Source organism: Nocardioides bizhenqiangii (assembly GCF_034661235.1).
Lineage (GTDB): Bacteria > Actinomycetota > Actinomycetes > Propionibacteriales > Nocardioidaceae > Nocardioides > Nocardioides bizhenqiangii.
The window spans coordinates 1,595,483-1,618,333 of sequence record NZ_CP141059.1 but is presented as its reverse complement, the minus strand read 5'-3'; the positions used below and the strand labels follow the sequence as shown (position 1 = coordinate 1,618,333).

General features: G+C 71.1%; 24 protein-coding genes and 1 pseudogene. 8 read left to right on the top strand and 17 right to left on the bottom strand.

Translation table 11 applies throughout. The features are described from left to right. Complete coding sequence (locus SHK19_RS07910) at positions 1 to 771, top strand: NUDIX hydrolase (protein ID WP_322458030.1); 771 nt, start codon at positions 1 to 3, stop codon at positions 769 to 771. Positions 772 to 840: 69 nt separating this feature from the next. Here the strand turns inward: SHK19_RS07910 and SHK19_RS07905 are convergent. Beyond that, positions 841 to 1,680 (bottom strand): annotated as a pseudogene (locus SHK19_RS07905) (EamA family transporter); the annotation flags it as partial. A gap of 13 nt (positions 1,681 to 1,693) precedes the next feature. Here SHK19_RS07905 and SHK19_RS07900 point away from each other — a divergent pair. Next, on the top strand, positions 1,694 to 2,587 hold the full coding sequence (locus SHK19_RS07900; RefSeq protein ID WP_322458029.1) for a LysR family transcriptional regulator: 894 nt from the start codon (positions 1,694 to 1,696) through the stop codon (positions 2,585 to 2,587). Here the strand turns inward: SHK19_RS07900 and SHK19_RS07895 are convergent. From SHK19_RS07895 to SHK19_RS07870, 6 genes are all read right to left on the bottom strand, one after another. Then, positions 2,561 to 3,310, bottom strand: a complete 750-nt coding sequence (locus SHK19_RS07895) for an EI24 domain-containing protein (RefSeq protein ID WP_322458028.1) — start codon at positions 3,308 to 3,310, stop codon at positions 2,561 to 2,563. The two genes, SHK19_RS07900 and SHK19_RS07895, sit on opposite strands and share 27 nt — an antisense overlap. Positions 3,311 to 3,321: 11 nt before the next feature. Further along, entirely contained in the window at positions 3,322 to 4,287 is a 966-nt protein-coding gene (locus SHK19_RS07890) for a co-chaperone YbbN (protein ID WP_322458027.1), read from the bottom strand. 31 nt (positions 4,288 to 4,318) lie between these two features. Beyond that, on the bottom strand, positions 4,319 to 4,816 hold the full coding sequence (locus SHK19_RS07885; protein ID WP_322458026.1) for a MarR family winged helix-turn-helix transcriptional regulator: 498 nt from the start codon (positions 4,814 to 4,816) through the stop codon (positions 4,319 to 4,321). Further along, positions 4,816 to 5,340, bottom strand: a complete 525-nt coding sequence (locus SHK19_RS07880; RefSeq protein ID WP_322938320.1) for a PH domain-containing protein — start codon at positions 5,338 to 5,340, stop codon at positions 4,816 to 4,818. The genes SHK19_RS07885 and SHK19_RS07880 overlap by 1 nt, the downstream gene beginning before the upstream one ends. Before the next feature lie 17 nt (positions 5,341 to 5,357). Then, positions 5,358 to 5,525 (bottom strand): hypothetical protein, encoded by a 168-nt coding sequence (locus SHK19_RS07875; protein WP_322458024.1) that lies wholly within the window; start codon positions 5,523 to 5,525, stop codon positions 5,358 to 5,360. Positions 5,526 to 5,632: 107 nt separating this feature from the next. Continuing rightward, on the bottom strand, positions 5,633 to 7,048 hold the full coding sequence (locus SHK19_RS07870) for a M1 family metallopeptidase (protein ID WP_322458023.1): 1,416 nt from the start codon (positions 7,046 to 7,048) through the stop codon (positions 5,633 to 5,635). A 198-nt stretch (positions 7,049 to 7,246) separates the two neighbouring features. Here SHK19_RS07870 and SHK19_RS07865 point away from each other — a divergent pair, with 198 nt between their 5' ends. After that, positions 7,247 to 8,122 carry a serine protein kinase RIO gene (locus tag SHK19_RS07865; protein WP_322938319.1) on the top strand — a complete coding sequence of 292 codons (876 nt, stop codon included), beginning with the start codon at positions 7,247 to 7,249 and terminating at the stop codon, positions 8,120 to 8,122. A gap of 7 nt (positions 8,123 to 8,129) precedes the next feature. Here SHK19_RS07865 and SHK19_RS07860 read toward each other — a convergent pair whose 3' ends face one another. Next, complete coding sequence (locus tag SHK19_RS07860) at positions 8,130 to 9,314, bottom strand: acyl-CoA dehydrogenase family protein (protein WP_322938318.1); 1,185 nt, start codon at positions 9,312 to 9,314, stop codon at positions 8,130 to 8,132. Between the two features lie 85 nt (positions 9,315 to 9,399). On the opposite strand from SHK19_RS07860, the gene SHK19_RS07855 reads away from it, so the two are divergent. Together SHK19_RS07855 and SHK19_RS07850 are read left to right on the top strand one after the other, a co-directional pair. After that, positions 9,400 to 10,098, top strand: a complete 699-nt coding sequence (locus SHK19_RS07855; RefSeq protein ID WP_322458020.1) for a winged helix-turn-helix transcriptional regulator — start codon at positions 9,400 to 9,402, stop codon at positions 10,096 to 10,098. Beyond that, positions 10,095 to 10,997: an LOG family protein gene (locus SHK19_RS07850; protein ID WP_322458019.1), complete on the top strand. Its 903-nt coding sequence runs from the start codon at positions 10,095 to 10,097 to the stop codon at positions 10,995 to 10,997. The genes SHK19_RS07855 and SHK19_RS07850 overlap by 4 nt, the downstream gene beginning before the upstream one ends. Positions 10,998 to 11,169: 172 nt before the next feature. On the opposite strand, the gene SHK19_RS07845 is transcribed toward SHK19_RS07850, so the two are convergent. Beyond that, positions 11,170 to 12,342, bottom strand: a complete 1,173-nt coding sequence (locus SHK19_RS07845) for a glycosyltransferase family 4 protein (protein ID WP_322458018.1) — start codon at positions 12,340 to 12,342, stop codon at positions 11,170 to 11,172. 124 nt (positions 12,343 to 12,466) lie between these two features. On the opposite strand from SHK19_RS07845, the gene SHK19_RS07840 reads away from it, so the two are divergent. Then, positions 12,467 to 14,167 (top strand): TIGR03767 family metallophosphoesterase, encoded by a 1,701-nt coding sequence (locus tag SHK19_RS07840; RefSeq protein ID WP_322938317.1) that lies wholly within the window; start codon positions 12,467 to 12,469, stop codon positions 14,165 to 14,167. A 167-nt stretch (positions 14,168 to 14,334) separates the two neighbouring features. On the opposite strand, the gene rlmN is transcribed toward SHK19_RS07840, so the two are convergent. Continuing rightward, positions 14,335 to 15,495: a 23S rRNA (adenine(2503)-C(2))-methyltransferase RlmN gene (rlmN, locus tag SHK19_RS07835; protein WP_322938316.1), complete on the bottom strand. Its 1,161-nt coding sequence runs from the start codon at positions 15,493 to 15,495 to the stop codon at positions 14,335 to 14,337. 54 nt (positions 15,496 to 15,549) lie between these two features. Continuing rightward, the gene (locus SHK19_RS07830) at positions 15,550 to 15,972 is read right to left on the bottom strand and encodes a hypothetical protein (RefSeq protein WP_322938315.1); all 423 of its coding nucleotides are present in this window, start codon (positions 15,970 to 15,972) and stop codon (positions 15,550 to 15,552) included. A gap of 102 nt (positions 15,973 to 16,074) precedes the next feature. On the opposite strand from SHK19_RS07830, the gene SHK19_RS07825 reads away from it, so the two are divergent. Then, positions 16,075 to 16,653, top strand: coding sequence for a glycosyltransferase (locus tag SHK19_RS07825; protein WP_322938314.1), 579 nt, complete (start codon positions 16,075 to 16,077; stop codon positions 16,651 to 16,653). 6 nt (positions 16,654 to 16,659) lie between these two features. Here the strand turns inward: SHK19_RS07825 and SHK19_RS07820 are convergent, their stop codons facing one another. The 5 genes from SHK19_RS07820 to rpsB all read right to left on the bottom strand — a co-directional run bounded on the left by SHK19_RS07820 (position 16,660) and on the right by rpsB (position 20,901). Next, complete coding sequence (locus SHK19_RS07820; protein ID WP_322458013.1) at positions 16,660 to 17,547, bottom strand: phosphatidate cytidylyltransferase; 888 nt, start codon at positions 17,545 to 17,547, stop codon at positions 16,660 to 16,662. Between the two features lie 21 nt (positions 17,548 to 17,568). Continuing rightward, a complete protein-coding gene (frr, locus tag SHK19_RS07815) occupies positions 17,569 to 18,123 on the bottom strand; it encodes a ribosome recycling factor (RefSeq protein ID WP_322458177.1) in 555 nt (184 codons plus the stop codon). A gap of 43 nt (positions 18,124 to 18,166) precedes the next feature. Next, complete coding sequence (gene pyrH / locus SHK19_RS07810; RefSeq protein WP_322458012.1) at positions 18,167 to 18,880, bottom strand: UMP kinase; 714 nt, start codon at positions 18,878 to 18,880, stop codon at positions 18,167 to 18,169. A gap of 114 nt (positions 18,881 to 18,994) precedes the next feature. Further along, on the bottom strand, positions 18,995 to 19,804 hold the full coding sequence (gene tsf / locus SHK19_RS07805) for a translation elongation factor Ts (RefSeq protein WP_322458011.1): 810 nt from the start codon (positions 19,802 to 19,804) through the stop codon (positions 18,995 to 18,997). A 59-nt stretch (positions 19,805 to 19,863) separates the two neighbouring features. Beyond that, on the bottom strand, positions 19,864 to 20,901 hold the full coding sequence (rpsB, locus tag SHK19_RS07800; RefSeq protein ID WP_322458010.1) for a 30S ribosomal protein S2: 1,038 nt from the start codon (positions 20,899 to 20,901) through the stop codon (positions 19,864 to 19,866). Between the two features lie 400 nt (positions 20,902 to 21,301). Here rpsB and SHK19_RS07795 point away from each other — a divergent pair, with 400 nt between their 5' ends. Then, positions 21,302 to 21,877: a M23 family metallopeptidase gene (locus SHK19_RS07795; RefSeq protein ID WP_322458009.1), complete on the top strand. Its 576-nt coding sequence runs from the start codon at positions 21,302 to 21,304 to the stop codon at positions 21,875 to 21,877. A 10-nt stretch (positions 21,878 to 21,887) separates the two neighbouring features. On the opposite strand, the gene SHK19_RS07790 is transcribed toward SHK19_RS07795, so the two are convergent. Next, positions 21,888 to 22,838: a tyrosine recombinase XerC gene (locus SHK19_RS07790; protein ID WP_322938313.1), complete on the bottom strand. Its 951-nt coding sequence runs from the start codon at positions 22,836 to 22,838 to the stop codon at positions 21,888 to 21,890. Between the last annotated feature and the right edge of the window lie 13 nt (positions 22,839 to 22,851).

Sequence of the window (22,851 nt, the reverse complement as noted above, 5' to 3'; positions counted from 1 at the left end):
GTGCCCGACCAGCCCGACACGCATGTCGCGACCGTGTCCGACGGGGTCGCCCGGATCCACTGGTCCACGATGCTGACCGAGCGTGGTTGGCAGGCCGCCGTCGACGTCGTGCGACGCGACGTGGCCGCTGCTCTCGTCGACCACGACCGGGTCGAGGCACTGGTGCCGGTCGACGACGACCAGGGTCAGCGGATCGCGACCTGGTCGGGGCTGCGGCGGGAGGGCGTGCAGCGGCAGCCGGGTGGCGACGTCGTCGTCTACGCCCGGCTCGTCGACGACGTGCCCGTGCACGAGCCGGGGGGCTTCCGGGCGCTGCTCAACTCGTTCCTGCCGCGCAAGCGGGCGATCAGCCAGATGCTGATCCGCGACACCTCCCCGGAGCCGCGGGTGCTGCTGTGCCAGCTGACCTACAAGAACGACTGGGACCTGCCCGGCGGCGTCGTCGAGGTGGGTGAGTCGCCGCAGCTGGCCGTCGTCCGCGAGGTCGAGGAGGAGCTCGGCCTCGACATCTCGGCGGGGCCGCTCGTGCTCACGGACTGGCTACCTCCGTGGGGAGGTTGGGACGACGCGCTCTGCCTGGTCTTCGACGGCGGTGCCCACGATGCCTCCCTCGTCGAGCGGATCGTCCCGCAGGCGCGGGAGATCAGGTCCGCGGAATTCTGCACGCTCGCCGAGGTGGACGAGCGGGCCGCCGACTTCAGCGCCCGGCGGATCCGCGCGGCCGTCGCCAACCTGGGCGGCGGGCCGGCGTACACCGAGTCGGGCCGCTGAGTCCGGCCGCAGGGCGACCAGCACTCCCAGGACCAGCACGGCGCCGCCGGCCAGCTCCGCCGTCGTCGGCTGCTCGTCGAGCAGCAGCCAGGCCGACCCGATGGCGACCGGGGGCACCAGCAGGATCCACGGCACGACAGCGGCCGACGGGTTGCGGGACAGGAGACCGTTGAAGATGCCGTAGCCGACGAGCGACGCCAGTCCGGCTGTGTAGAGGGTCGAGACGGCGGCCTGCCAGCCGAAGGCGGAGGCGGCGTCGGAGAACACCACGGGGCCGTCGAGGGCGAGCGCGAGGGCGGCCAGCGGCGCCGGCACGACGAGCGCCGACCACACCGTGAGCGGGAGCCCACCCCGGATACCGGACGCCCGTGAGACGACGTTGCCGATCGCCCACGAGAGGGCGGCGAGCAGGCACAGCGCGAGGGCCAGCAGCGGGACGTGGCCGCCGCGGCCCAGCCCAACGACGAGCAGCCCGACGACGCCCAGCCCGACGCCGATGGCCTGCGCTCGGGTGGGGCGCTCCCGCAGCACGGCGGCGGCGATCAGGATCGTCAGCACCACCTGCGCCTGCAGCACCAGCCCGGCGAGCCCGGCCGGCATCCCCGCCGCCATCGCGGAGTAGAGGAGCCCGAACTGGCCGAGCGACATGAACGCGCCGACGGCCAGGACCGTCCGCCACGGCGCGTCCGGGCGCGGCACCAGCCAGACGGCCGGGACCAGCACGACGACGAACCGCGCCGCGAGGAACAGCAACGGCGGCACGTCGCCCATGCCCCACTCGATCACGACGAAGTTGAAGCCCCACAGGCTCGCGACGAGGGCGGCGAGGAGGCAGTCACGGCGGGTCACGGTGAGAATCCTGGTCGCCAAGATCGTGAAGCACCAGCGAATGTTCGTCGCGTGGTTCATGTAGCGTGGCTACATGATCGATCTCGCCGCCCTCACCGGGCTCCGCGCGGTCGCGACCCACGGATCGGTGGTCGCGGCCGCCGAGGCGACCGGGTTCACCCCGAGCGCCGTGTCGCAACAGGTCAAGCGCCTCGAGCGGCAGGTCGGCGTACCGCTGCTGGATCGGGTCGGGCGCGGCGTGATGCTGACCAGCCACGGTCGCCACCTCGTCGACGCCGGCGAGCAGGTGCTGGCCGACCTCGAGCAGCTCGAGGCCGAGATCCAGCACCGCGCGGGCGTCGTCACCGGATCGGTCCGCCTGGTCGCGTTCTCCACCGCGATGCGGGGCCTGGTCGCGCCGGTCGCCCGGCGCCTGCTCGACCAGCATCCCGACCTGCGGCTCACCCTCGACGAGCGCGAGCCCTGGGACGCGGTCGACCTGGTGGCGGCCGGTCAGTGCGACGTGGGCATCGTCCACCGCTGGGGAGGGGTCGCGTTCGCCGTACCCGACCACGTCGACAGCACCCGCGTCTCCGACGACGTCGCCGACCTGGTCGTGCCGTGCGCCCACCCGCTCGCGGGACGAGCGACGGTGACGCCGCGCGACCTGCTCGACGTCGACTGGATCGCCACCCCCGAGGGCACGATCTGCCGCCAGTGGCTGCACCGGATGTACGACGGCACCGGTCGCCCACCCCGCATCGCGCACGTCTCGATGGAGTTCGAGTCGCACCTCGCCCTCGTCGCCGCCGGCCTCGGCGTGGCGCTGGTCCCCCGGCTCGGCCGGGCGCCGCTCGGGCCTGAGGTCGTCGCCGTCGAGGTCACCGACCCGGTGCCGACCCGGCTCGTCGACGCCCTGCACCGCCGCACGATGGCCGACTCCCCTGCGGTCGCCGCCGTCCTAGACGCCCTGCGTGCCGGCGGGTAGCTGCGCGTCCAGCACCTCGCGCGCCAGCATCGTGGCGCCGACCACCGCTGCGGGCATCATCAGCACCGCGCCGAACGGGATGAGGAAGCACAGCTGGACCACTACGCCGAAGCCCAGCATCATCGGGCGGTGGTCGGCGAGGAGCGCCTTCTGGGCGGCGCGGTCCATGCCGCGGGCCTCGAGCCCGCGGGAGACCAGCTCGCCGGCGAGCAGCCGGCCGGCGATGGTGATCCCGAGCACGGGTCCGACGATCGGCCCGATGACCGGCACCAGCCCGACCGCGAACACCAGGATCGTCGTGGCCATGCCCAACAGGACCAGCCCGACTCCGTCGCGCGCCCCGCGGAGCCAGCCGACACCCTTCTCCGGGACCTCCCCGCCGAGCATCAGCTCGGTCCCCTTCCAGATCCTCTCGTAGAACGGATCGCCCACGGCGAGGGTCAGGCCGGTGAAGGTGACGACCGAGAGGAACAGCGACCCGACGATCACCGCCAGGTAGAGACCGATCCGGAGCACGCCCCGTTCCGCCTCGGACCAGTCGTCGGCGAACGGTGTCGCCCAGTCGATCAGGTCGTCGGCGAGCAGGACCACGGCGACGAGGAGGCCGAGCAGGAGGACCAGCACCAGCACGGCCGGCACGATGCCGAGCAACATCAGCCCCGGCCGCTGCCGCCACATCTTGAGGCCACGGAAGAGGAATCCCGCACCGTGCGCGAATCCCACGTGCTGGCCGTTCAGAACAGAGCCGACGCCAGTGCCTGGCGGCCCTTGAGCACCCGCGGGTCCTCGTTGCCGACGGCGGCGAACAGCGCGAGCAGGTGCTCGCGGGTGCGGTCCCGGTCCTTGTCGGAGGTACGACGGACGAGCTCGATCAGGCGCGCGAACGCGTCGTCGACGTGACCGCCGAGCAGGTCGAGGTCGGCGACCATGGTCTGCGCGTCGACGTCGTCTGGGTCGGCGGCGGCCGCAGCCCTGGCCGCGTCGAGGTCGACGCCCTGGGTCCGCTGCAGCACCTTCGCCATCGCGAGGCCGGCGGCGGCCTCGGCGTCGGCGGGGTTGCTGTCCACGAGCTTCTGGTACTCGGCGACGGCACCGTCGATGTCACCGGCTGCCAGGGCGTCCTGGGCCGGCGCGTAGCGCGGGTCGGGCCCGTCCTCCTCGTCCTCGTCGCTCTCGGCCGGAGCCCCGGCGAGCGGCTGGTGCCGGCCGGTGATGCCCTGCGCGGTCAGCTGCTGGCCGAGCTCGTTGAAAAGGGTGCTCAGCTCGTCACGGGAGACCATGCCCGGGATCGGCTGGATCGCCGGCCTCCCGTCGAGGAACACCATCAGCAACGGGACCGGCAGCTGCGGGAGCTGGCTCGCCTGGGCGATCACCTGGGCGATCTGCGGCACCGCGTCGACGTCGACGATCCCGACCAGGAAGCGCCCGTCGTACTGACCGACGATGTCGGCGACGTCGTCGGCCATCTGGCTGCTCTCGGGCGCCTGGGACGGCGAGTGGAAGACCAGGACCACCGGCGCGGTGGTCGAGGACTGCAGCACCGACTGGAAGTTCTGCTCGTCGACGGCCACGGCGTACGCCGAGACGGGCGCACCGGGCTTGGCGTCGCCTCCGGCCCCCGTCGGGGCTTGCTGGGGCGCGGGGCGCTTCAAGGCCGAGAGGTCGATCGCTCCCCTGCCCACGAACGGCTGCTGGGTCATGCTGGAGAGTTTAGGAGTCGGCCGAACAATCCTAGGAGTCGGCCTCGAAGTCCCCGGCCGCCGCCCGGACCGGCCGCAACAGCTCGGACAGCTCGCGCATCTGCTTCTCGTCGATGCCGTCGAGCGCGAAGCCGGCGGCCACCAGGTCCGCGGTCGCCCGTTCGACGAGCTCGCGGCCGGCCGGGGTGATCTCGGCGAGCACCGCCCGGCCGTCGACCGGGTGGGGAACGCGCAGGATCAGACCCCGCGCCTCCAGCCGACGCACGATCGAGGTGACCGACGTCGGGTGCACCTGCAACCGCTCCCCCATCTTGCCGAGCGGCAGCGAGCCGCGGGACGAGAAGACCAGCAGGACCAGCGCCTCGTAACCGGCGAAGCTCAGCCCGTGCGGCCGCAACAGCGCGTCGAGCCGGCCGAGGACCAACTGCTGGACCCTCATCAACGACGTCACCGCGTGCATGGCGGACACGGCACCCCAGCGCCGTCCCCACTGGCGGGCGGCCTCGTCGATCGGGTCGAACGGCAACATCAGTTGGGCACCCGCGGTCCGCGCAGGCCGGCCCGTTGCACGACCCGCTGGATGGAGAGGTCGCGCTCGTCGGGGCGGCCGACGTACTTGATGTCGCGCAGTCCCTGCTCCTGCGCGGCGGACTCGAAGCAGAAGTGCCCGAAGCCCAGCAGCCGGCCGTGGAGGGGCTTCTTCACCGAGATGTCGAGGATCCGACTGAGGGGCATCGTGGCCAGGTGTTGCGAGAGGACGCCGTGCACGCGGAACACCCGCATGTTGGTGATGACGAACCGGTCGCGGATCTCCCGCACCGCACACCAGGTCGCGTGCAGAGCCAGCAGGAAGGCGGCGACCAGGAAGAACCACGCCACGTCGACGTGGACGAACGGGGAGGCGACGAGCAACAGCACGACGCCGACGGCCTCGATGGCCGGTCGCGCGTAGGCAGCCCAGTGGTGGCGGACCTCGTCGACGACGACCTCACCCTCGTCGCGGAGGAGGTGCTTCCCGATCTGCGGGTCTCCGACCCAGGCGAGGAACCCCACCGGCGTCCCCGAGCGCCTTACAGCGCGCCGACGAAGTCGATGACGCCGGTGAAGAGCTTCTCGGTCACGCCCCAGCCCTCACCGCCGGCGTCCTTCGCGGTCGTGGCGAGGCCCCTGGGGTCGCTGAGCATCCAGAAGCCGAGAAAGACGACGACCACGACAGCAATCAGCTTCTTGGCGTCCATCGAGGGAGTCTCCGTCCGAGGCAGGCGGGCATACGTCGTCACATTGGTACCAGGAACCGGTCCGGCGACGACGTAGGCGCGCGGGCCGTCGGCATGCAAGAGCTGTTCTAGAGGCCGTAGGCCGCGGTGCTCGGCGGTCGCTCCCCGGAGCGCAGCCAGGCGTCGAAGAACTCGTCGAGCTGCTCCCCGGACACCGTCTCCGCCATCTGCTCGAACTGCTCCACCTGGGCGTTGCCGTTCTGGTGCACCGAGACCCACCGGCGCAGCAGCCGCCGGAAGTCCGCGTCGCCGATCCGGTTGCGCAGAGCGGCGACGGTCATCCCACCTCGGTCATAGACCCGGAGGTCGAACAGGTCGTGGATCGCGCACGGCGCCGTGGAGTCGCACGGGTCGGAGATGTCGAGGTCCCAGAACGCAGAGCCGCTGGGCTCCGAACGGTAGAACCGGTGCAGCCAGCGGCTGGTGGACCGGCCGCCATGTGCTTCGACGTACCGCTTCTCCATGTAGGTCGCGAAGCCCTCGTTGAGCCAGATGTCCCGCCAGCGCGCGACCGACACCGAGTCGCCGAACCACTGGTGGGCGAGCTCGTGGACGAGCAGCCAGATCGCGGGGGCGCCGGCGTAGATCGGCCGGGTCTGGTTCTCGAGGGCGAAGTTCACCGGGAGGCTCGTAACGAGTCCCCCGGTGTTGGCGAACGGGTAGTCCCCGAGCTCGTCCTCGAGCCACGCCGTGATCCGCGCGGACTGACGCAGCGCGGCCAGGCCCCGTCGCGTGCCGAAGTCGCTGAACCCCTTCGAGACGGCGTTGTAGTAGGTGAACCCGTGGGCGCGGCCGCGTTCGACGGCGAAGTCGCCGGCGGCGAAGAAGGCGAGGTACGTCGTCATCGGGTCGGCCATCCGCCAGTGCGTGGTCGTCGTCCTGCCGTTGCCGGAGCGACCCACGAGGACGCCGTTGCTGATGGCCTGGCGACCCTTGACCGTCGTGATCCGGATGTCGAACCGGGCCTTGTCGCTGGGGTGGTCGTTGCTCGGGAACCACCACGGAGCCATGTGCGGCTCGTTCATGGTGACCACCTCGCGGCGGTCGGCCAACCAGTTGCGCTCGCCGAGGTAGCGGACCCGTCCAGGAAAACCCTGGTAGCGGACGAGCACGTGGACCGGCACGCCGGACGCGAGCGGGGTGGCCGGCGTGACCGTCAGCTCGTGCCGGCGGGGCTTCGCGAACTCTGCGGCCACGCCGTCGACCTTCACCGCGCTCACGTCGAGCAGCAGGTCGAGGTTGAACGTCGTCAGCTCCTCCGACGGCACCATCCGGATCCTCGTCACGCCGGAGAGGTGCCGGTTCCGGAACCGGTAGTGGTCCCGGATGTCGTAGTGGAGCACGTCGTAGCCGACGTTGCCGTCCAACGGGTAGTAGGGGTCGGGCACCTGGGGAGCAGCGGCCGGCGCCGCGACCGACCCGGAGGCGAGCACGCCCACGAGGGCGACGGCGAGAAGAGAGGCGATCCGAGGTCGACGCAGCACGCGCTCAACCTAGCCCGGCGGGTGCCGGGTCCGGTAAATCCGTTGCGCACACCGGGCGGTGCCGGAACTATGGCACCAGCGACCTGCACGAGCGCCGGTCCCGAGTCGAGAGGAGACGTGACATGTCGACGACTGTCCTTGGCCTGTCCGCAGACCTCCCCCGCATCAAGCGGAGCCTCTCGACCCGGAGCAACCATCATGCATCTGGAGTTTCCCTCCACACCGGCTGACGCCGGCACCGTTTCACCCGACCCGCTCGACCCGCAGTTCGTCTTCGACTTCGTCGCGTACGACGACCTCGGAGACGGTCAGCGATGGTCCACCTGGCTCGACGTCGAGCCACTCAGCCGCGGCCCGGAGCCCCGCCCTGACTGGGTGGTCACCTCGCAGGGCGCGATCGACACCGACCTCGGCATCCTCAAGACCGGCAAGGAGGCCGACGTCTTCCTGCTCGAACGCGCCGACCCGCTCGAGCCGGATCAGGCGGTCGTGATGGCCGCGAAGCGCTACCGGTCGCCCGAGCACCGCACGTTCCATCGGTCCGCTGCCTACACCGAGGGCCGGAGCATGAAGCGCTCCCGCGACGAGCGTGCCGTCAAGCGGAAGAGCACGTTCGGCCGCGAGGTCGCCGCCGGCGAGTGGGCGATCTCGGAGTGGTCGGCGCTGGTCCGCTGCTGGAAGCTCGGCCTCCCGGTCCCCTACCCCGTGCAGATCGACGGCACCGAGCTGCTGATGGAGTGGATCACCGTCGACGGCGAGACCGCACCTCGTCTGGCCCAGACCCGGCCGGACCACGCGCTGCTGACGTCGTACTTCGAGCAGCTGCGCTACGCCCTCGCCACGATGGTCCAGGCGGGCCTGGTCCACGGTGACCTGTCGGCCTACAACATCCTGGCCGCGGGCGAGAAGCTCGTGATCATCGACCTTCCCCAGATCGTCGACCTGGTCGGCAACGCCGCGGGCTTCGACTTCCTGCTGCGGGACTGCACCAACGTCTGCGACTGGTTCAGGCGGCGGGGACTCGAGGTCGACGGGCAGGAGCTGTTCGGCGACCTGATGGCCCACGCGTACTGAGCGTTCGTCAGGCGAGCAGCCCGGTGATCCCGAGCTCGTGCCGACCGGTCTCGACGAGCGTGGCTTCCGGTGTCAGCGGGTGGAACTTGACCGCGCGGATGTCGCGGTAGGCACGCTCGATCACCGAGCCCTTGAAGAACGCCGGCCCGCCGGCGACGTCCATCGCCAGGTCGCAGACCTCGATGCCGGCCTCGGCCACCTCGGCCTTGGCCATCATCACCGCGAGGTACGCCTCGTGCGAGGGCGTCACGTCCCCGGTGTCGCCGTCGCCGATGGCGGCGAGCGCGCCGTCGAGCGCCCACGAGGCGACCCGCAGCCGATGCTGCATCCGGCCGATCTGGCGCTGCACGAGCGGGCTCTCGGCCTTGGGTGCGGCGGCGGCCGCCGCGGCGCCGTACGCCGCCTCGGCGATGCCGAGGTAGGCGCCGCTGATGATCGGGAAGGCCACCTGCGAGATCACCTGCAGCGGCGGGTCGACCACGCCGTACGGGCGGTTCGCGAGCACCCGCTCGTCGGGCACGAAGACGTCCTCGACCACGATGTCGTTGCTCGCGGTGCCGCGCATGCCGAGGGTGTCCCAGTTGTCCGCGACGGTCACGCCCTCGGCGGCGATCGGGACCGCCATGTTGAGCACCCGCCGGCCCTGGTCCGGGTCGTCGTAGACGAACATCGTCGACATCACGGTGCCGGCGCCGGACTGGCTGGCGAAGCGCTTGTGTCCCGACACCCGGTAGCCGCCGTCGACCTTGGCCGCGTCGCCGCGGGGGTGGGTGTAGTCGCCGCCGCCCGTCGAGACGAGCAGGATTCCTTCATCGGCGATCCGGCGGAGGGTGGCCTCGGCACCCGGGAGCCCGCGGCGGTACCGCCAGGCGGTGAACGCCACGACGTGCTGGTGCATCGAGCTCGCGAGAGCGGTGGACCCGCAGTGGTGCCCGAGCTCGCGCTGCAGGGCGGTCAGCTCGGCGACGGTGGCGCCGTCCCCGCCGAGCTCGGTGGGCACGCCGGCCTTGAGGAGGCCGGCGTCGCGGAGGGCGTCGTAGGCCTCGGTCACGAAGCTGCCGTCGGCGTCGTGGCGAGCGGCGTGCTCGGCGAGCACCGGCCCGATGGCGGTGGCGCGCTCGGCGGGAGTGGGCGCAGTGGCGGTCATGGCGGAGTCCTGGATGACTGGAGCAGGAGTTGCGGTAGTGGTCATGACAGCAAATGTGCGCCGACGCCGCACCCACAACTAGTCCAGGATTGTGACCTCGCCGGTCCAGATTCGTGACTATCCTGGCGGCATGCCCGAGTACGGCGACTACTGCCCCGTCCAGATGGCTGCCGAGGTCATCGCCGACCGGTGGACGCCGCTGATCATCCGCGAGCTCGTGCTCGGCAACACCCGGTTCAACGACATCGCCCGCGCCATGCCCGGCATCTCCCGCTCGCTCCTGGTGCAGCGGCTGCGGCACCTGGAGAAGAAGGGTGTCCTCGAGACCTGGCCGGCGCCGAGCGGACGCGGCAGCGAGTACCACCTGACCCCGGCCGGCAAGGACCTCAGCCGGGTGATCGACAGTCTCGGCCGGTGGGCGATCGAGTGGCTGTTCGATGACATGCGTCCCCACGACGTGCCGCCGACCACGCTGATGTGGTGGATGCACCGCCGTGTCGATGCCGACGCCCTTCCGCCGGTGCGGACGGTCGTCGAGTTTCGGCACACGGCGCCGAAGGCGCAGACGATCTGGCTGGTGCTCGACCGCGGCGACGTCTCGGTCTGCCACCAGCATCCGGGCTTCGAGGTCGACGTCGTCGCCACCGCGACGACCGCGGACTTCGCCGACGTCTTCCAGGGCTACCGGACCTGGCACGAGGCCGTCGACGACGGCCGGATCGAGGTGGCGGGACCGCCCCGGTTGGCCTCCGCGCTCCCCCGCTGGTTCCTCTGGAGCCCGTGGGCCGAGGTCACCCGGGAGCGGGCCGACCGGGCGGCTCACGGGTGAAGCCGGCTGGACAGCGGGAGGTACCGGAGCGGGTCGTCGTCGTCCGCGACAGTTCACCGGCGGACCCGGGTCGGGACGGGCTCTACTCACCCGACGAGCTGTACGACGCGACGCCCTACCTGGAGTCACTCGACGCACGGGCCTACTCCTGGGCGCTCGCGGAGCGCTCGCCCGAGTCCCTCCTCAGCCGCGCGCTGCACGACGAGGGCATCGACCAGGCGCTCGGCCGCTGGTGTGCGACGCGCAGCCTGGTCGGAGTGATGGGCGGGCACGCGGCGCTCCGCGGCAGCCGGGGGTACGCCGACGCGGCCCACCTCGGGCGGCTGCTGGGTGCCACCCGCACCGTCGCCACCGGTGGCGGGCCGGGAGCGATGGAGGCGGCGAACCTCGGGGCGTCGCTCGCACCCGCGGAGGACGCCGCTCTCGACGAGGGGCTCACCCTCCTCGCCGCCGTGCCGACCTTCCGACCGTCGATCGACGACTGGGTGGCGAGCGCCCGGCGCGCCCGCGCGCTGTGGCCGGACCCGAGCCCGACCTTGGGCGTGCCGACCTGGCACTACGGCGACGAGCCGCCGAACCTGCTCGCGACGGCGATCGCGAAGTACTTCCGCAACGCCCAGCGCGAGGCCATCCTGCTGCAGATCTGCGACGCCGGGATCGTCTTCCTGCCGGGAGCCGCCGGAACGGTGCAGGAGATCTTTCAGGACGCCTGCGAGAACTACTACGCCGCCGAGGACAAGGTCGCGCCCATGGTGCTCGTCGGGAAGCGGTACTGGACCGAGACGCTCCCTGCCTGGCCTCTGCTAGCCGCCCTCGCGGGGGGCCGCGCCATGGAGGAGCACGTCCACCTCGTCGACACGGTCGACGAGGCCGCCTCGCTCTTCGCCGCTGCTTCCTGACGCGGCCCCGCTAGGGCACGTCTCCTTATCCCGCGCCTGCTACGCGACGTTTCCGCCTCGATCTGGCTGCGTTGGCGTCGCTCGATGGGCGGACGAGCACGACTTCGCTCCGCCGCCTTGCCAGATCGGCCGGAAACGCCGCTCGCGACGCCGCCGGATAAGGAGACGTGCCCTAGGCGACCGTTGCGCTCCGGGTGTCGACGACCGCCCGGTAGTGACCGATCAGCTCGTCGTTGATCGCCTGCCAGGAACGATCCTGCACGCTCCGGACCGCGGCCGCGCGCAGCCGCGCGCGCAGGAGCCGGTCGCTCACCAGCCGGTCGACCGCCGCAGCGAGCGCGGCCCCGTCGCCCGGACGGTAGAGCAGCCCGGTCACCCCGTCGCAGACCACGTCGAGCGGCCCGCCCTGGGCCGGTGCGACGACCGGCACGGCGGACGCGAGCGCCTCCTGCGCGGACTGGCAGAACGTCTCGTGCCGGCCGGTGTGCACGAACACGTCGAGCGACGCGTAGGCGCGGCTCAGGTCGTCCCCGTGCAGCAGCCCCAGGAAGTGAGCGTGCGGCAGCAGCGCCCGGAGCCGCTGCTCCTCGGGGCCGGCGCCGACGACCACGAGCTCGAGGCGGCTGTCGCGCGACACGTGCGTCAGCAGCGCGAGTTCCTTCTCTGCAGCCAGTCGACCGACGTACCCGACGAGCAGCTTGCCCTCGGGCGAGATCGAGCGCCGGAGTCGCTCGTCCCGGTGCCGCGGGTGGAACGCGTCGAGGTCGACACCGCGGCCCCACCGGGCGAGACCGGGGACACCGAGCTCCTCGAGCTGGCTGAGGCTCGCCGTCGACGGTGCGAGCGTGCGGTCGACCTGGCCGTGGATCTTGCGGGTCAGCGCCGCGGCGGCGCGGGCGCCACCGGGAACGTCGTACCGCTCGGCGAAGCCGACCAGGTCGGTCTGGTAGATCGCGACCGTCGGTATCCCGAGCTCCCCCGCGGCCCGCGCCGCCTGGTAGCCGAGGGTGGCGGGCGAGGCGAGGTGGACCACGTCGGGACGGAAGCGCACCATCGCGGCGCGCAGCCGACGGCGGGTCTCGAGCCCGAGCCGGAAGTCCTTGTAGAACGGCAGGTTGGCGCCGCGGGCTCGGCGCACCCGGAAGCCGGCATACAGGTCCGGGCCGGTGGGCGCGACCAGCTCGGCGTGGTGTCCCTCGTCGGCAAGATGCTCGAGCACCCGTCGTACGGAGTTGGTCACGCCGTTGACCTGCGGGAGGAAGGACTCGGAGACGACGAGGACGCGGAGCGAGCCGCGCCGGGCGGCCGGGGCGGCTCGGAAGGGCACGACCGTGGTGTCGACCATGGCCCCGACGGTAGGGACGGGTGACCAACGAACGGGCAAACCGACACGATCCGGGTGTGACCGGGGGGTGAACGGCCGGTCTAGATGAGCGTGACCCCGGTCACGTCCCGCTCGTTACGCCGCCGTGAAGCTGTCACGTCGCGACCTGTTCCGTGCCGGTGTGCTCGCGGGAGGTGTCGCTGCCGCGGGTGCCGGTGGGATCACGATGCCGTCGCTCGCCCAGGCTGCCGTAGCCCCGCGCACCACGCTCACCCGGACCTTGAGACCGGGCCCGCCCGACGCGCAGGGCTACTCCAAGATCGTCGCGGCGCCCGGCGAGGTGCGCGTCGTCCGCACCGACCTCGGCACAGCGGCGCAGCCCGGCCGCACGACCCGGCGGGTCGGACTCCAGTCGTTCGTCCAGCTCAGCGACATCCACATCGTCGACCACGAGTCGCCGGCCCGCGTGGAGTGGGTCGACCGGTTCGAGACGCCCGGGCTGTTCTCCTCGTCCTACCGGCCGCAGGAGATGCTGTCCGCGCAGGTGGCCGACGCGATGGTGCAGGCCGTCAACGCCCAGAAGCGGGGCCCTGAGACCGGGGTCCGGTTCTCGTTCGCGATCCAGACGGGAGACAACTCCGACAACTGCCAGTACAACGAGGTCCGTTGGAACATCGACGTCCTCGACGGCGGCACGATCCGCGCCGACAGCGGCAACCTGGCGGCGTACGAGGGCGTGATGGACAACAACACGCTCTACTACGACCGTCACTACTGGCACCCCCACCCGGTGCCCGCCGGCAAGCAGCCCGACAAGTACAAGGTCGAGCACGGCTTCCCGACCGTCAACAACCTGCTCAACGCGGCCCGGCGGCCGTTCACCGCCCCCGGCCTGGACGTCCCGTGGTACTCCGTCTTCGGCAACCACGACGGCCTCGTGCAGGGCAACTTCCCTCACACGCTGCAGCTGTCGGCGCTCGCCGTGGGCCCGCTCAAGGTGATCTCCCCGCCGGCCGGGATCAGCGACACCGACGTCAAGAACGCCCTGGCCGACCTCGACCCGCTCAGCCTGATCGGCGACCTGGTGGTGTCGCCGTACATCCGGCCGGTGACGCCGGACCCGAAGCGACGCAGCGTCACCCGCAAGCAGGTCGTCGAGGAGCACTTCAAGACGACCGGTGCGCCCGTCGGCCACGGCTTCACCGCGCAGAACCGCACCACCGGGACGGCGTACTACTACTTCGACGAGGGCAGCTTCCGCCACGTCGTGATGGACTCGGTCAACCCCAACGGGTACGCCGACGGGTCGATCGACCAGGCCCAGTTCGCGTGGCTGCAGGCCACCATCGCCGGCGCGACCGGCAAGGCGGTGCTCCTCTACAGCCATCACACGAGCTCGACGATGTCCAACCCCTTCGTGCTGACCGGCGGCGACCCGTCGCCCCGGGTGCTCGGTCCCGAGGTCGTCGACTACCTGCTCACCCAGCCGCACCTGATCGCGTGGGTCAACGGTCACACTCACCGCAACAGCATCACCGCGCACCAGCGCGCCGACGGCACCGGCGGATTCTGGGAGATCAACACCGCATCGCACATCGACTACCCGCAGCAGGGTCGGATCATCGAGATCGCCGACAACCTCGACGGCACCTGGTCGATCATCACCACGATCCTCGACCACGCCGGCCCCCCGAGCTACGGCGGCAACCTCAGCAACACCCTCACGCTGGCCAGCCTCAGCCGGGAGCTCTCGGCCAACGACCCGCAGAACGACCTGGCCAGCTCGACGGGCACGCCGCTCGACCGCAACGCCGAGCTGCTGATCAAGCGCCCGGAGGGCGTCTGAGGAACGAAGACGACCTCCGAAGAGGCGCGAAGGTCGAGTAGCGCCGCGGGTGAGGAACGAGCCCGCGACGCGCATATCGAGACCCGGTGACGTGCCCGCCGTCGGTGGGGACGGCCGAAGTCACAGTTGCGGGCGTCTCGATACGCCCTCGCGCCAGAGCGCTCGGGCTACTCGACGACCGAAGGCGCGGCGGCGAGCTGCCCGCACGCGCCGTCGATCTCCCGACCGCGGGTGTCCCGCACGGTCGTGGGCACACCGCGCGCCTCGAGACGGCGTACGAACTCGCGCTCGTCGGCAGGATCGGAGGCGGTCCACTTCGAGCCCGGCGTGGGGTTGAGCGGGATCAGGTTGACGTGGACCCAGCCCCACCTTTCCGACCCGCCGTACGACGTGAGCACGTCGGCGAGCAGGTCGGCGCGCCACGCCTGGTCGTTGATGCCGCGCATCATGGCGTACTCGATCGAGACCCGGCGCTTGGTCCTGTCGGCGTAGTGCCAGGCCGCCTCGACGGTCTCGGCGACGGAGAACCTGGTGTTGATCGGCACCAGCTCGTTGCGCAGCTCGTCGTCGGGCGCGTGCAGGCTCAGCGCGAGCGTGACCGGGATGCCCTCGTCGGCCAGTTGCCGCATCCGAGGGACCAGGCCGACGGTCGACACCGTGATGCCGCGCGCCGACATGCCGAGGCCGTCGGGCGCGGGATCGGTCAGCCGTCGCACCGCGCCGATGACGGCGTTGTAGTTGGCCATCGGCTCGCCCATGCCCATGAACACCACGTTGGAGACCCGCCCCGGGCCGCCGGGCACCTCGTCACGGGCGAGCGCTCGTGCTCCCGCGACGACCTGCTCCACGATCTCGGCGGTGGACATGTTGCGCTGGAGCCCGCCCTGACCAGTGGCGCAGAACGGACATGCCATCCCGCACCCGGCCTGGCTGGAGACACACATGGTGACCCGTCCGGGATAGCGCATGAGGACCGACTCGACCAGCGCCCCGTCGAACAGCCGCCAGAGCGTCTTGCGGGTGGTGCCGCGGTCGGCCTCGAGGGTCCGCAGCGGCGTCATCAGTTCAGGCAGGAGTGCTGCGACCAGCTCCTCGCGCTGCGCCGCCGGCAGGTCGGTCATCAAGGCGGGGTCGTCCACGAGGCGGGCGAAGTAGTGGGTCGACAGCTGCTTGGCCCGGAACCCCGGCAACCCGAGCTCGACCAACCGCTCCTTGCGCTCGCCGGGCGCAAGATCTGCCAGGTGCCGGGGAGGCTTCTTGCGTCCCCGCGGCTCCGCGAGGACGAGGGGCAACGCCCTCGGTGCAGGGGGCTCGGCAGACTCGGACATCGTGTCCCCAGTGTCCCACCGCGGCTGGTGGGCTCCTAACCGGCAGCGCTCGGCTCAGCCGTCGCGGTTCAGGAGGAACCAGAGCACGCCCAGCGAGACGCCGACGACGACGACGGCCGTCGCGACCACGCCGAACATCATGTAGCGGCCGAACCCCCGGGTGCGGGGGGCCACCAGCAGCGAGATCGGGACGACGAGCGTGAGCAGCACGAACGGGAAGAGGTCCTCGGCGCGTTCGTAGCCGACCAGCGACTTCAGCACCGCTGCGTAGGTGCCGGGCACCAGGATGATGAACGCCATCCCGGTGAAGAACCCGGCGAGTGGCACGAAGACCGGGTGGTCACGGTGCCACCACTCCGGCAGCTGCCACCGCTTCCCGGTCGGCTCCCGGTCGGCGTCGGGCGCAGGATCCGCCGCCGCGGCGGCCCCGGGCGGGTCGGTCGCGGTGGGCCCCGGGGTGTCCACAGCCTGCTCCATCGTCCTCGATCGTAGCCGCCCCACGGGCGCAGAGCGTGATCGTCGCGTACCTTGTGGTCAAGGCGGGGGAACGCCTCGGGAGCGGCGTAGGGGGGTGGATCCATGCGCACCGGCATGGACATCGCGCGGTTCACCGCTGCCGCCTACGACGTGCCCGGCCTCGCCGCCTGGCTGGCGCGGGTGGGCGGGCGCTACGTGCTCACGACGGGTGGTCTCGCCCCGGAGAATGGCGTCCTCGACCTGCTCGAAGCGCACGCCACGCTGCTGCTGGAGCAAGCCGCGCTGGCCGACGTACGCATGGTGGTCGCCGGCCGCCAGCCGGACGCCGACGAGGACCTGGTCGCCGAGCTGACCCGGCGCGCCGCCGAGCTCGGCACCGCTCCGATCCTGCTCGGACCCGTGACGGAAGCAGAGTTCCCTGCCCTGGTCGCGGGAGCGTCGGCGTTCGGCTACCTCCCGACGCGCGACGCGTCCTGCGTGAGCGCGATCGAGGCGCTGGCAGCAGGTGTCCCGGTCATCGCGCGCGACCTCCCCGAGGTGCGCGCGGTCCTGCGGGACGTCGTCGCGTACGGCGACACGGTCCTCTCGATCGCGGACGCGCTCGTCGACGTGCTCACCGACCCGCCGGAGCCCGACGCGGGGGTCGCGCTCGCCGCGGCGTACGCCGAGGAAGGTGCCTAGGACGGTCTAGAAGACGGCGTAGTGGAGCAGCAGCCAGATCGGGGCAATCGTCGCGAGCAGCGAGTCGAGGCGGTCCATCAGCCCGCCGTGGCCGGGGATGACCTGGCTCATGTCCTTGATGCCGAGGTCGCGCTTGATCACCGACTCGCAGAGGTCGCCGAGCGTGGCCATCACGACCGCGATGACGCCGAGGCAGAGACCGACCCACCAGTCGCCTTCGAGGAGGTAGACCACCAGTACCCAGCCCGCGCCGAGGCACGCGAGGAGTGACCCGGCGAAGCCCTCCCACGACTTCTTGGGCGAGATCACCGGCGCCATCGGGTGCTTCCCGAACAGGACGCCGGCGACGTAGCCGCCGATGTCGGAGGCGATGGTGACCAGGATGAACGTGAGGATGCCTGCAACGCCGTCGTCGTCGAGCCCGCCGCCGGTCCAGGTGTCGCCGCCCTCGGCGAGCATCAGCGCCACGAACGATCCGAGGAACGGCACGTAGACGAGCGTGAAGACCGACGCGGTGGCGTTCTTGACGTAGCCGTCGACGCCGCGCCGCAGCAGCCACAGCATGATCACCAGCGCCGTGACCGCAGTCGCCGTGACCAGCGCCTCCGCGCTCGACACGTAGGCGACGACCACCATCACCACGCCGCCGACCATCAGCGGCTGCTCGGGCAGGTCGATGTCCTTGGCGAGCATGCCCTTGCGCAGCTCCCACACCGCCACCACCACCGCAGCGGCGACGATCAGCATGAACGCCGGCTTCCAGAAGTACAGCGATGCGCCGATCGCGCCCAGCAGCACGACCGCGGAGGCGACCGCCGCCTTGAGGTCGCGCCCGGCGCGCCCGTGGTCCTTCGCCGGCGGGGCAGCGCCGGCCGGCGGGGTCGTGTCAGTCATCGAGGTTTCGGTCGTCGAGGCTCAGACCTCGAGGAGCTCGGCTTCCTTGTTCTTCAGCAGCTCGTCGATGGCATCGGTGTGGTTCTTGGTCATGCCGTCGAGTCGCTTCTCTGCGCCGGAGACCTCGTCCTTGCCGGCCTCGCCGTCCTTCTCGAGCCGCTCGAGGTGCTGCTTGGCCTTCTGCCGCACCTGGCGCACGGCGACCTTGCCGCCCTCGGCCTTCTCCTTGGCGAGCTTGATGAACTCCTTGCGCCGCTCCTCGGTCAGCTCGGGAAAGACGCAACGCAGCACCTTGCCGTCGTTTGCCGGGTTGACGCCCAGGTCGGAGTCGCGGATCGCCTTCTCGACGTTGGCCATCGCACCCATGTCGTAGGGCTGGACCAGGATGATCCGCGCCTCGGGCGCCGTGAACGACGCGAGCTGCTGGATCGGCGTCGGCGTGCCGTAGTAGTCGACCATGATCTTGCTGAACATGCTGGGGTGCGCGCGGCCCGCACGAATGGTCGCGAACTCCTCGCGGGTCGCGGCGACCGACTTGTCCATCTTGCCGTCGGCCTCTTTGAGGATGTCGTTGATCACCGGTGCTCCTTGGTTGCGTGATGCGTCGATGCTGCCGGGCTCAGCCCGCGCTGACCAGCGTCCCGATCTTCTCACCTTGCACGACCCGCAGGATGTTGCCCTCGGTCGAGAGGTTGAAGAAGACCATGTCCATCTTGTTGTCCCGCGCCATCGCGATGCCGGTGGCGTCGGCGACCTTGAGGTCGCGGGCGAGGTACTCGGCGTACCTGAGGTGGTCGAACATGACCGCTGCCGGGTTCTGGTGCGGGTCGGAGTCGTAGACCCCGTCGACGCCCTGCTTGCCCATCAGGATGACCTCGCACCGGGTCTCGAGCGCGCGCTGTGCCGCCACGGTGTCGGTCGAGAAGAACGGCATGCCGGCGCCTGCACCGAAGATGACGATCCGGCCCTTCTCCATGTGCCGGATGGCGCGGCGCGGGATGTAGGGCTCGGCGACCTGCCCCATCGTGATCGCGGTCTGGACGCGGGTCTCGACACCGTGCTTCTCGGTCAGGTCCTGGAGAGCCAAGCAGTTCATCACCGTGCCGAGCATGCCCATGTAGTCGGCTCGGGCGCGTTCCATGCCTCGTTGCTGCAGCTCGGCGCCGCGGAAGAAGTTTCCGCCGCCGACGACGATGCCGACCTGGACCCCGGCCTTGGCGACGTCGGCCACCTCGCCGGCGATCCGGTTGATCACGTCGAGGTCGAGCCCCACCTCACCGCCGCCGAAGACCTCACCGGAGAGCTTGATCAGGACACGCTTGTAGCCGGTCAATCGACACACCCGTTCGTTGGTCGCGATGCGTGGTCATGCGAGAAGGCCGGTCCGATGATCAGGTCTACTGTCATCGAACCGGCCTCCTCGTCACGTCAGTCGAACCCTATCGGGTCAGGCACCGACCTCGAAACGAGCGAACCGCTTCACGGTGGTGCCGGCGGCGTCGAGGACGTCCTTGACCGACTTCTTCGACTCGGTGACCGACTCTTGCTCGAGCAGGACGACCTCCTTGAAGAACCCGCCCAGGCGGCCCTCGACGATCCTGGCGACCGCGGCTTCGGGCTTGCCCTCCTCGAGCGTCTTCTTGGTGAGGACGTCCTTCTCCGCGTCGACGATGCCGGCGGGCACCTCGTCGCGGGTGAGGTACTGCGCCTTCAGCGCGGCGACCTGCATCGCGGCACCGCGGGCAGCGGTCTCGTCGCCGTCGTACTCCACGAGGACGCCGACGGCCGGAGGCAGGTCCGCGGCACGCTTGTGCAGGTAGACCGTGGTCGGGCCGTCGAAGCAGGCCACCTGGCCGAGCTCGATCTTCTCGCCGATGGTGATCGCGAGGTTCTCCACGACCTGGCCCACCGTGCTGTCGCCCAGCGGCAGCGCCTTGGCGGCCTCGGTGTCGGACGCCTTGCCGGCAGCGACGGCCTCGGCGATCTGCTGCGCGGTGGTGATGAACTCCTCGTTCTTGGCGACGAAGTCGGTCTCCGACTTCAGCTCGATCAGCGCACCACCCGAGGCAGCGACCAGACCGGCCGACGCCTCGCGCTCGGCGCCGCGCTTGGCCGCCTTGGCGGCGCCCTTCACGCGGAGCAGCTCGACGGCCTTGTCGAAGTCGCCGTCGGCCTCCTCGAGAGCCTTCTTGCAGTCCATCATCCCGGCCTGGGTCAGCTCACGGAGCTTCTTGACGTCGGCAGCGGTGAATGCCATGGATCCTCCCTCGGATCTACGTGGGGTGTGGTTGAGGTTGCGAGGTGCTGGCGCGGCGGTCAGGCCTCGGCAGGAGCCTCGGCCTCGGCCGGCGCGTCGGCCTCGACGGGCGCGTCGGTCTCGACGGCGGCCGCGGGCTCGGCAGGGGTCTCGGCCTCGGCAGGAGCCTCGACGGGCGTCTCGGCGGACGCCTCGACAGGGGTCACTGCCTCGACGGCCTCGGCGGCCTCGGTGCCCTCGGCCGACGCACCGGTCGCCTCGGAGGCAGGCGCCTCGGTCGCCGCGTCGCCACCAGTGGCTTCCACGGCCACCTCGGCGGCGTCGCCGCCCAGCAGCTCGCGCTCCCACTCGGCCAGCGGCTCCTCAGCGCCGACAGCAGCGCCGGGCTCGTCCTTGGCCCCCGCGCCGGAGCGCGAGATGAGGCCCTCGGCGACGGCGTCGGCGATCACGCGGGTCAGCAGACCGACGGCGCGGATCGCGTCGTCGTTGCCCGGGATCGGGAAGTCGACCTCGTCGGGGTCGCAGTTGGTGTCGAGGATGCCGATGATCGGGATCCGCAGCTTGCGGGCCTCCTCGACCGCCAGGTGCTCCTTCTTGGTGTCGACGATCCAGACGGCGGACGGGGTCCGCGTCATCTCGCGGATGCCGCCGAGGGTCTTGTCGAGCTTGTCGCGCTCCCGCTTCATCTGCAGGAGCTCCTTCTTGGTGCGACCGCTGCCGGCGACGTCATCGAAGTCGACGTCGTCGAGCTCCTTGAGGCGGTTGATCCGCTGGTGCACGGTCTGGAAGTTGGTGAGCATGCCGCCGAGCCAACGCTGGTTGACGTAGGGCATGCCGACGCGGGTCGCCTGCTCGGCGATCGCCTCCTGCGCCTGCTTCTTGGTGCCGACGAACATGATCGTCCCGCCCTTGGCCACGGTCTCCTTGATGAAGGCGTAGCTGCGGTCGATGTAGGCCAGCGACTGCTGCAGGTCGATAATGTAGATGCCGTTGCGCTCGGTCATGATGAAGCGCTTCATCTTCGGGTTCCAGCGCCGGGTCTGGTGTCCGAAGTGGACGCCGCTCTCGAGGAGCTGGCGCATGGTGACGACAGCCATGATGGTGTCTCCTGTTGGGTTGTTTTCAGTTCGGTCCTGACGCCTGCGTGCGGCCCGACCCGATTGCTCGGGACTGAGAGCCGTCACCCACGGGCGGCCGGCACTCGGAGGAGCGCCGTCGTGGTCTGCTGACGTGCGAATTCCGGCGAGTCACATCGAGTCGGGCGGGCAGCCCTCGTCAACGGTCCTCGACCGGTGCGCTCAGCGTACCCGTCGCGCGTCCTCCCCGGCCAATCCCGGGCGGCGCACCAAGATCCGTGACGGGCGCCTGTCGACCCGGCTCCAAGTCGGCGCCGGGTCCGCCAGGATCCGTCCACAAGGGGAGACGACGGTGCCGGTTGTCCACAGCGCCGCGACGTACGCCGGTCGCTCGGTCGGCCGCTCGCGCGAGAGTCTGCCCATGCGACTGCCGATCCTTCTGGTCCGGGCGCTGCTGCCCGGCGTCCTGCTCGTCCTGCTCGCCGCCGGCCCGGCGACCGGCGACGAGGACCCGGTCGGCGTCTGGCCGCTGCGTCCCCAACCGGACGTGATCGCCCACTTCGACCCGCCGTCGTCGCCGTACGGTCCGGGACACCGGGGTGTCGACCTGGCGGGCCGTTCGGGACAACGCGTGCACACCGCGCTCGGCGGCACGGTGACCTATGCCGGACCGCTGGCCGGACGAGGGGTGGTCGTCGTGAGCCACGGCGACACCCGGACGACCTACGAGCCGCTCTCCGCCTCGGTGTCCGTGGGCGACACCGTCGACCAGGGCACCGTCATCGGGACGCTCCAGCTCGTCGGCTCCCACTGCGCTCCGCGAGCGTGTCTGCACTGGGGCTGGTTGCGCGGCGAGACCTACCTCGACCCGCTGCGGCTCGTCGGAGCCGGACCGGTCCGCCTGCTCCCCCTCTGGCGCGACGAGCCTGTCGCCCGGTCCCCGGGCAGGGCGCCGCTGCGGCTCCCCTACGACACCTGGCGTCCGCTCGCCTGGTGAGTCCCGCAGGTCAGGCCCGCGGGTGCGCCTGCCGGTAGGCCTTGCGGAGGCGGTCCGTGGTGACGTGGGTGTAGCGCTGGGTGGTGGCGAGCGAGGCGTGCCCGAGCAGCTCCTGCACCGAACGAAGGTCGGCACCCCCTTCGAGCAGATGAGTCGCTGCCGTGTGGCGCAGTCCGTGCGGGCCGAGGTCGGGAGCACCGGCGACGTCGGCGATCCGGCGGTGCACGAGAGTCCGCACCGCGCGCTGGTCGATCCGCCCACCACGGGCGCCGAGGAACAGTGCGGCACCCGAACCGGGGCGGGCCAGCTGGCCACGCCCGCGTCCGAGCCAGGCGTCGACCGCGGCGGCCGCCGGCTGCCCGAACGGCACGGTGCGCTCCTTGCGTCCCTTTCCGAAGACCCGGACCACGTTGCGGTCGCGGTCGACGTCGTCGACGTCGAGGCCGCAGAGCTCGCCAACTCGCATGCCGGTGGCATAGAGCAGCTCCAGCATCGCGACGTCGCGGAGGCCCACCGGGCTGCCGTCGTCGGCGAGCGTGGTCGCGGCGGCGATCAGGCCCCGGGCCTCGTCGACCCGCAGCACGCTCGGCAACGGCTGGTGCGGCTTGGGCGAGCCGAGCGCCGAGCCGACGTCGGTCGGCGTCCGGCCGGTCCGCGCGAGCCAGCCGGTGAAGACCCGGGCGGCGGTCGCCCGGCGGGCGAGGGTCGTCCTCGAGCGGCCCATCGACTGTTGCTTGGCCAGCCAGCTGCGCAGGGTCCTCAGGTCGAGCTCGCCGACGTCGGAGAAGCCCGAGCGATGGGCGTGCTCGAGCAGGCCCGCGATGTCCCCGATGTAGGCCTTGACGGTGTGCGGCGTGAGGTTGCGTTCGAACGCGAGGTGCCGCTCGTAGTCGCCGAGCACCGTGGAGAAGGTCTCGGGGAGCCCGTCGTCCGGGCTCGTCTCGACAGGATCAGCGGGCACGGTCCGAGTCTAG

Excerpts from the sequence above, each read along its gene's own strand:
- SHK19_RS07900 (WP_322458029.1), top strand. The coding sequence starts at position 1,694 with ATGATCGATCTCGCCGCCCTCACCGGGCTCCGCGCGGTCGCGACCCAC.
- SHK19_RS07890 (WP_322458027.1), bottom strand. The coding sequence starts at position 4,287 with ATGACCCAGCAGCCGTTCGTGGGCAGGGGAGCGATCGACCTCTCGGCC.
- SHK19_RS07885 (WP_322458026.1), bottom strand. The coding sequence starts at position 4,816 with ATGTTGCCGTTCGACCCGATCGACGAGGCCGCCCGCCAGTGGGGACGG.
- SHK19_RS07875 (WP_322458024.1), bottom strand. The coding sequence starts at position 5,525 with ATGGACGCCAAGAAGCTGATTGCTGTCGTGGTCGTCGTCTTTCTCGGC.
- SHK19_RS07865 (WP_322938319.1), top strand. The coding sequence starts at position 7,247 with ATGCATCTGGAGTTTCCCTCCACACCGGCTGACGCCGGCACCGTTTCA.
- SHK19_RS07860 (WP_322938318.1), bottom strand. The coding sequence starts at position 9,314 with ATGACCACTACCGCAACTCCTGCTCCAGTCATCCAGGACTCCGCCATG.
- SHK19_RS07855 (WP_322458020.1), top strand. The coding sequence starts at position 9,400 with ATGCCCGAGTACGGCGACTACTGCCCCGTCCAGATGGCTGCCGAGGTC.
- SHK19_RS07845 (WP_322458018.1), bottom strand. The coding sequence starts at position 12,342 with ATGGTCGACACCACGGTCGTGCCCTTCCGAGCCGCCCCGGCCGCCCGG.
- rlmN (WP_322938316.1), bottom strand. The coding sequence starts at position 15,495 with ATGTCCGAGTCTGCCGAGCCCCCTGCACCGAGGGCGTTGCCCCTCGTC.
- SHK19_RS07830 (WP_322938315.1), bottom strand. The coding sequence starts at position 15,972 with ATGGAGCAGGCTGTGGACACCCCGGGGCCCACCGCGACCGACCCGCCC.
- SHK19_RS07825 (WP_322938314.1), top strand. The coding sequence starts at position 16,075 with ATGCGCACCGGCATGGACATCGCGCGGTTCACCGCTGCCGCCTACGAC.
- SHK19_RS07820 (WP_322458013.1), bottom strand. The coding sequence starts at position 17,547 with ATGACTGACACGACCCCGCCGGCCGGCGCTGCCCCGCCGGCGAAGGAC.
- tsf (WP_322458011.1), bottom strand. The coding sequence starts at position 19,804 with ATGGCATTCACCGCTGCCGACGTCAAGAAGCTCCGTGAGCTGACCCAG.
- rpsB (WP_322458010.1), bottom strand. The coding sequence starts at position 20,901 with ATGGCTGTCGTCACCATGCGCCAGCTCCTCGAGAGCGGCGTCCACTTC.
- SHK19_RS07795 (WP_322458009.1), top strand. The coding sequence starts at position 21,302 with ATGCGACTGCCGATCCTTCTGGTCCGGGCGCTGCTGCCCGGCGTCCTG.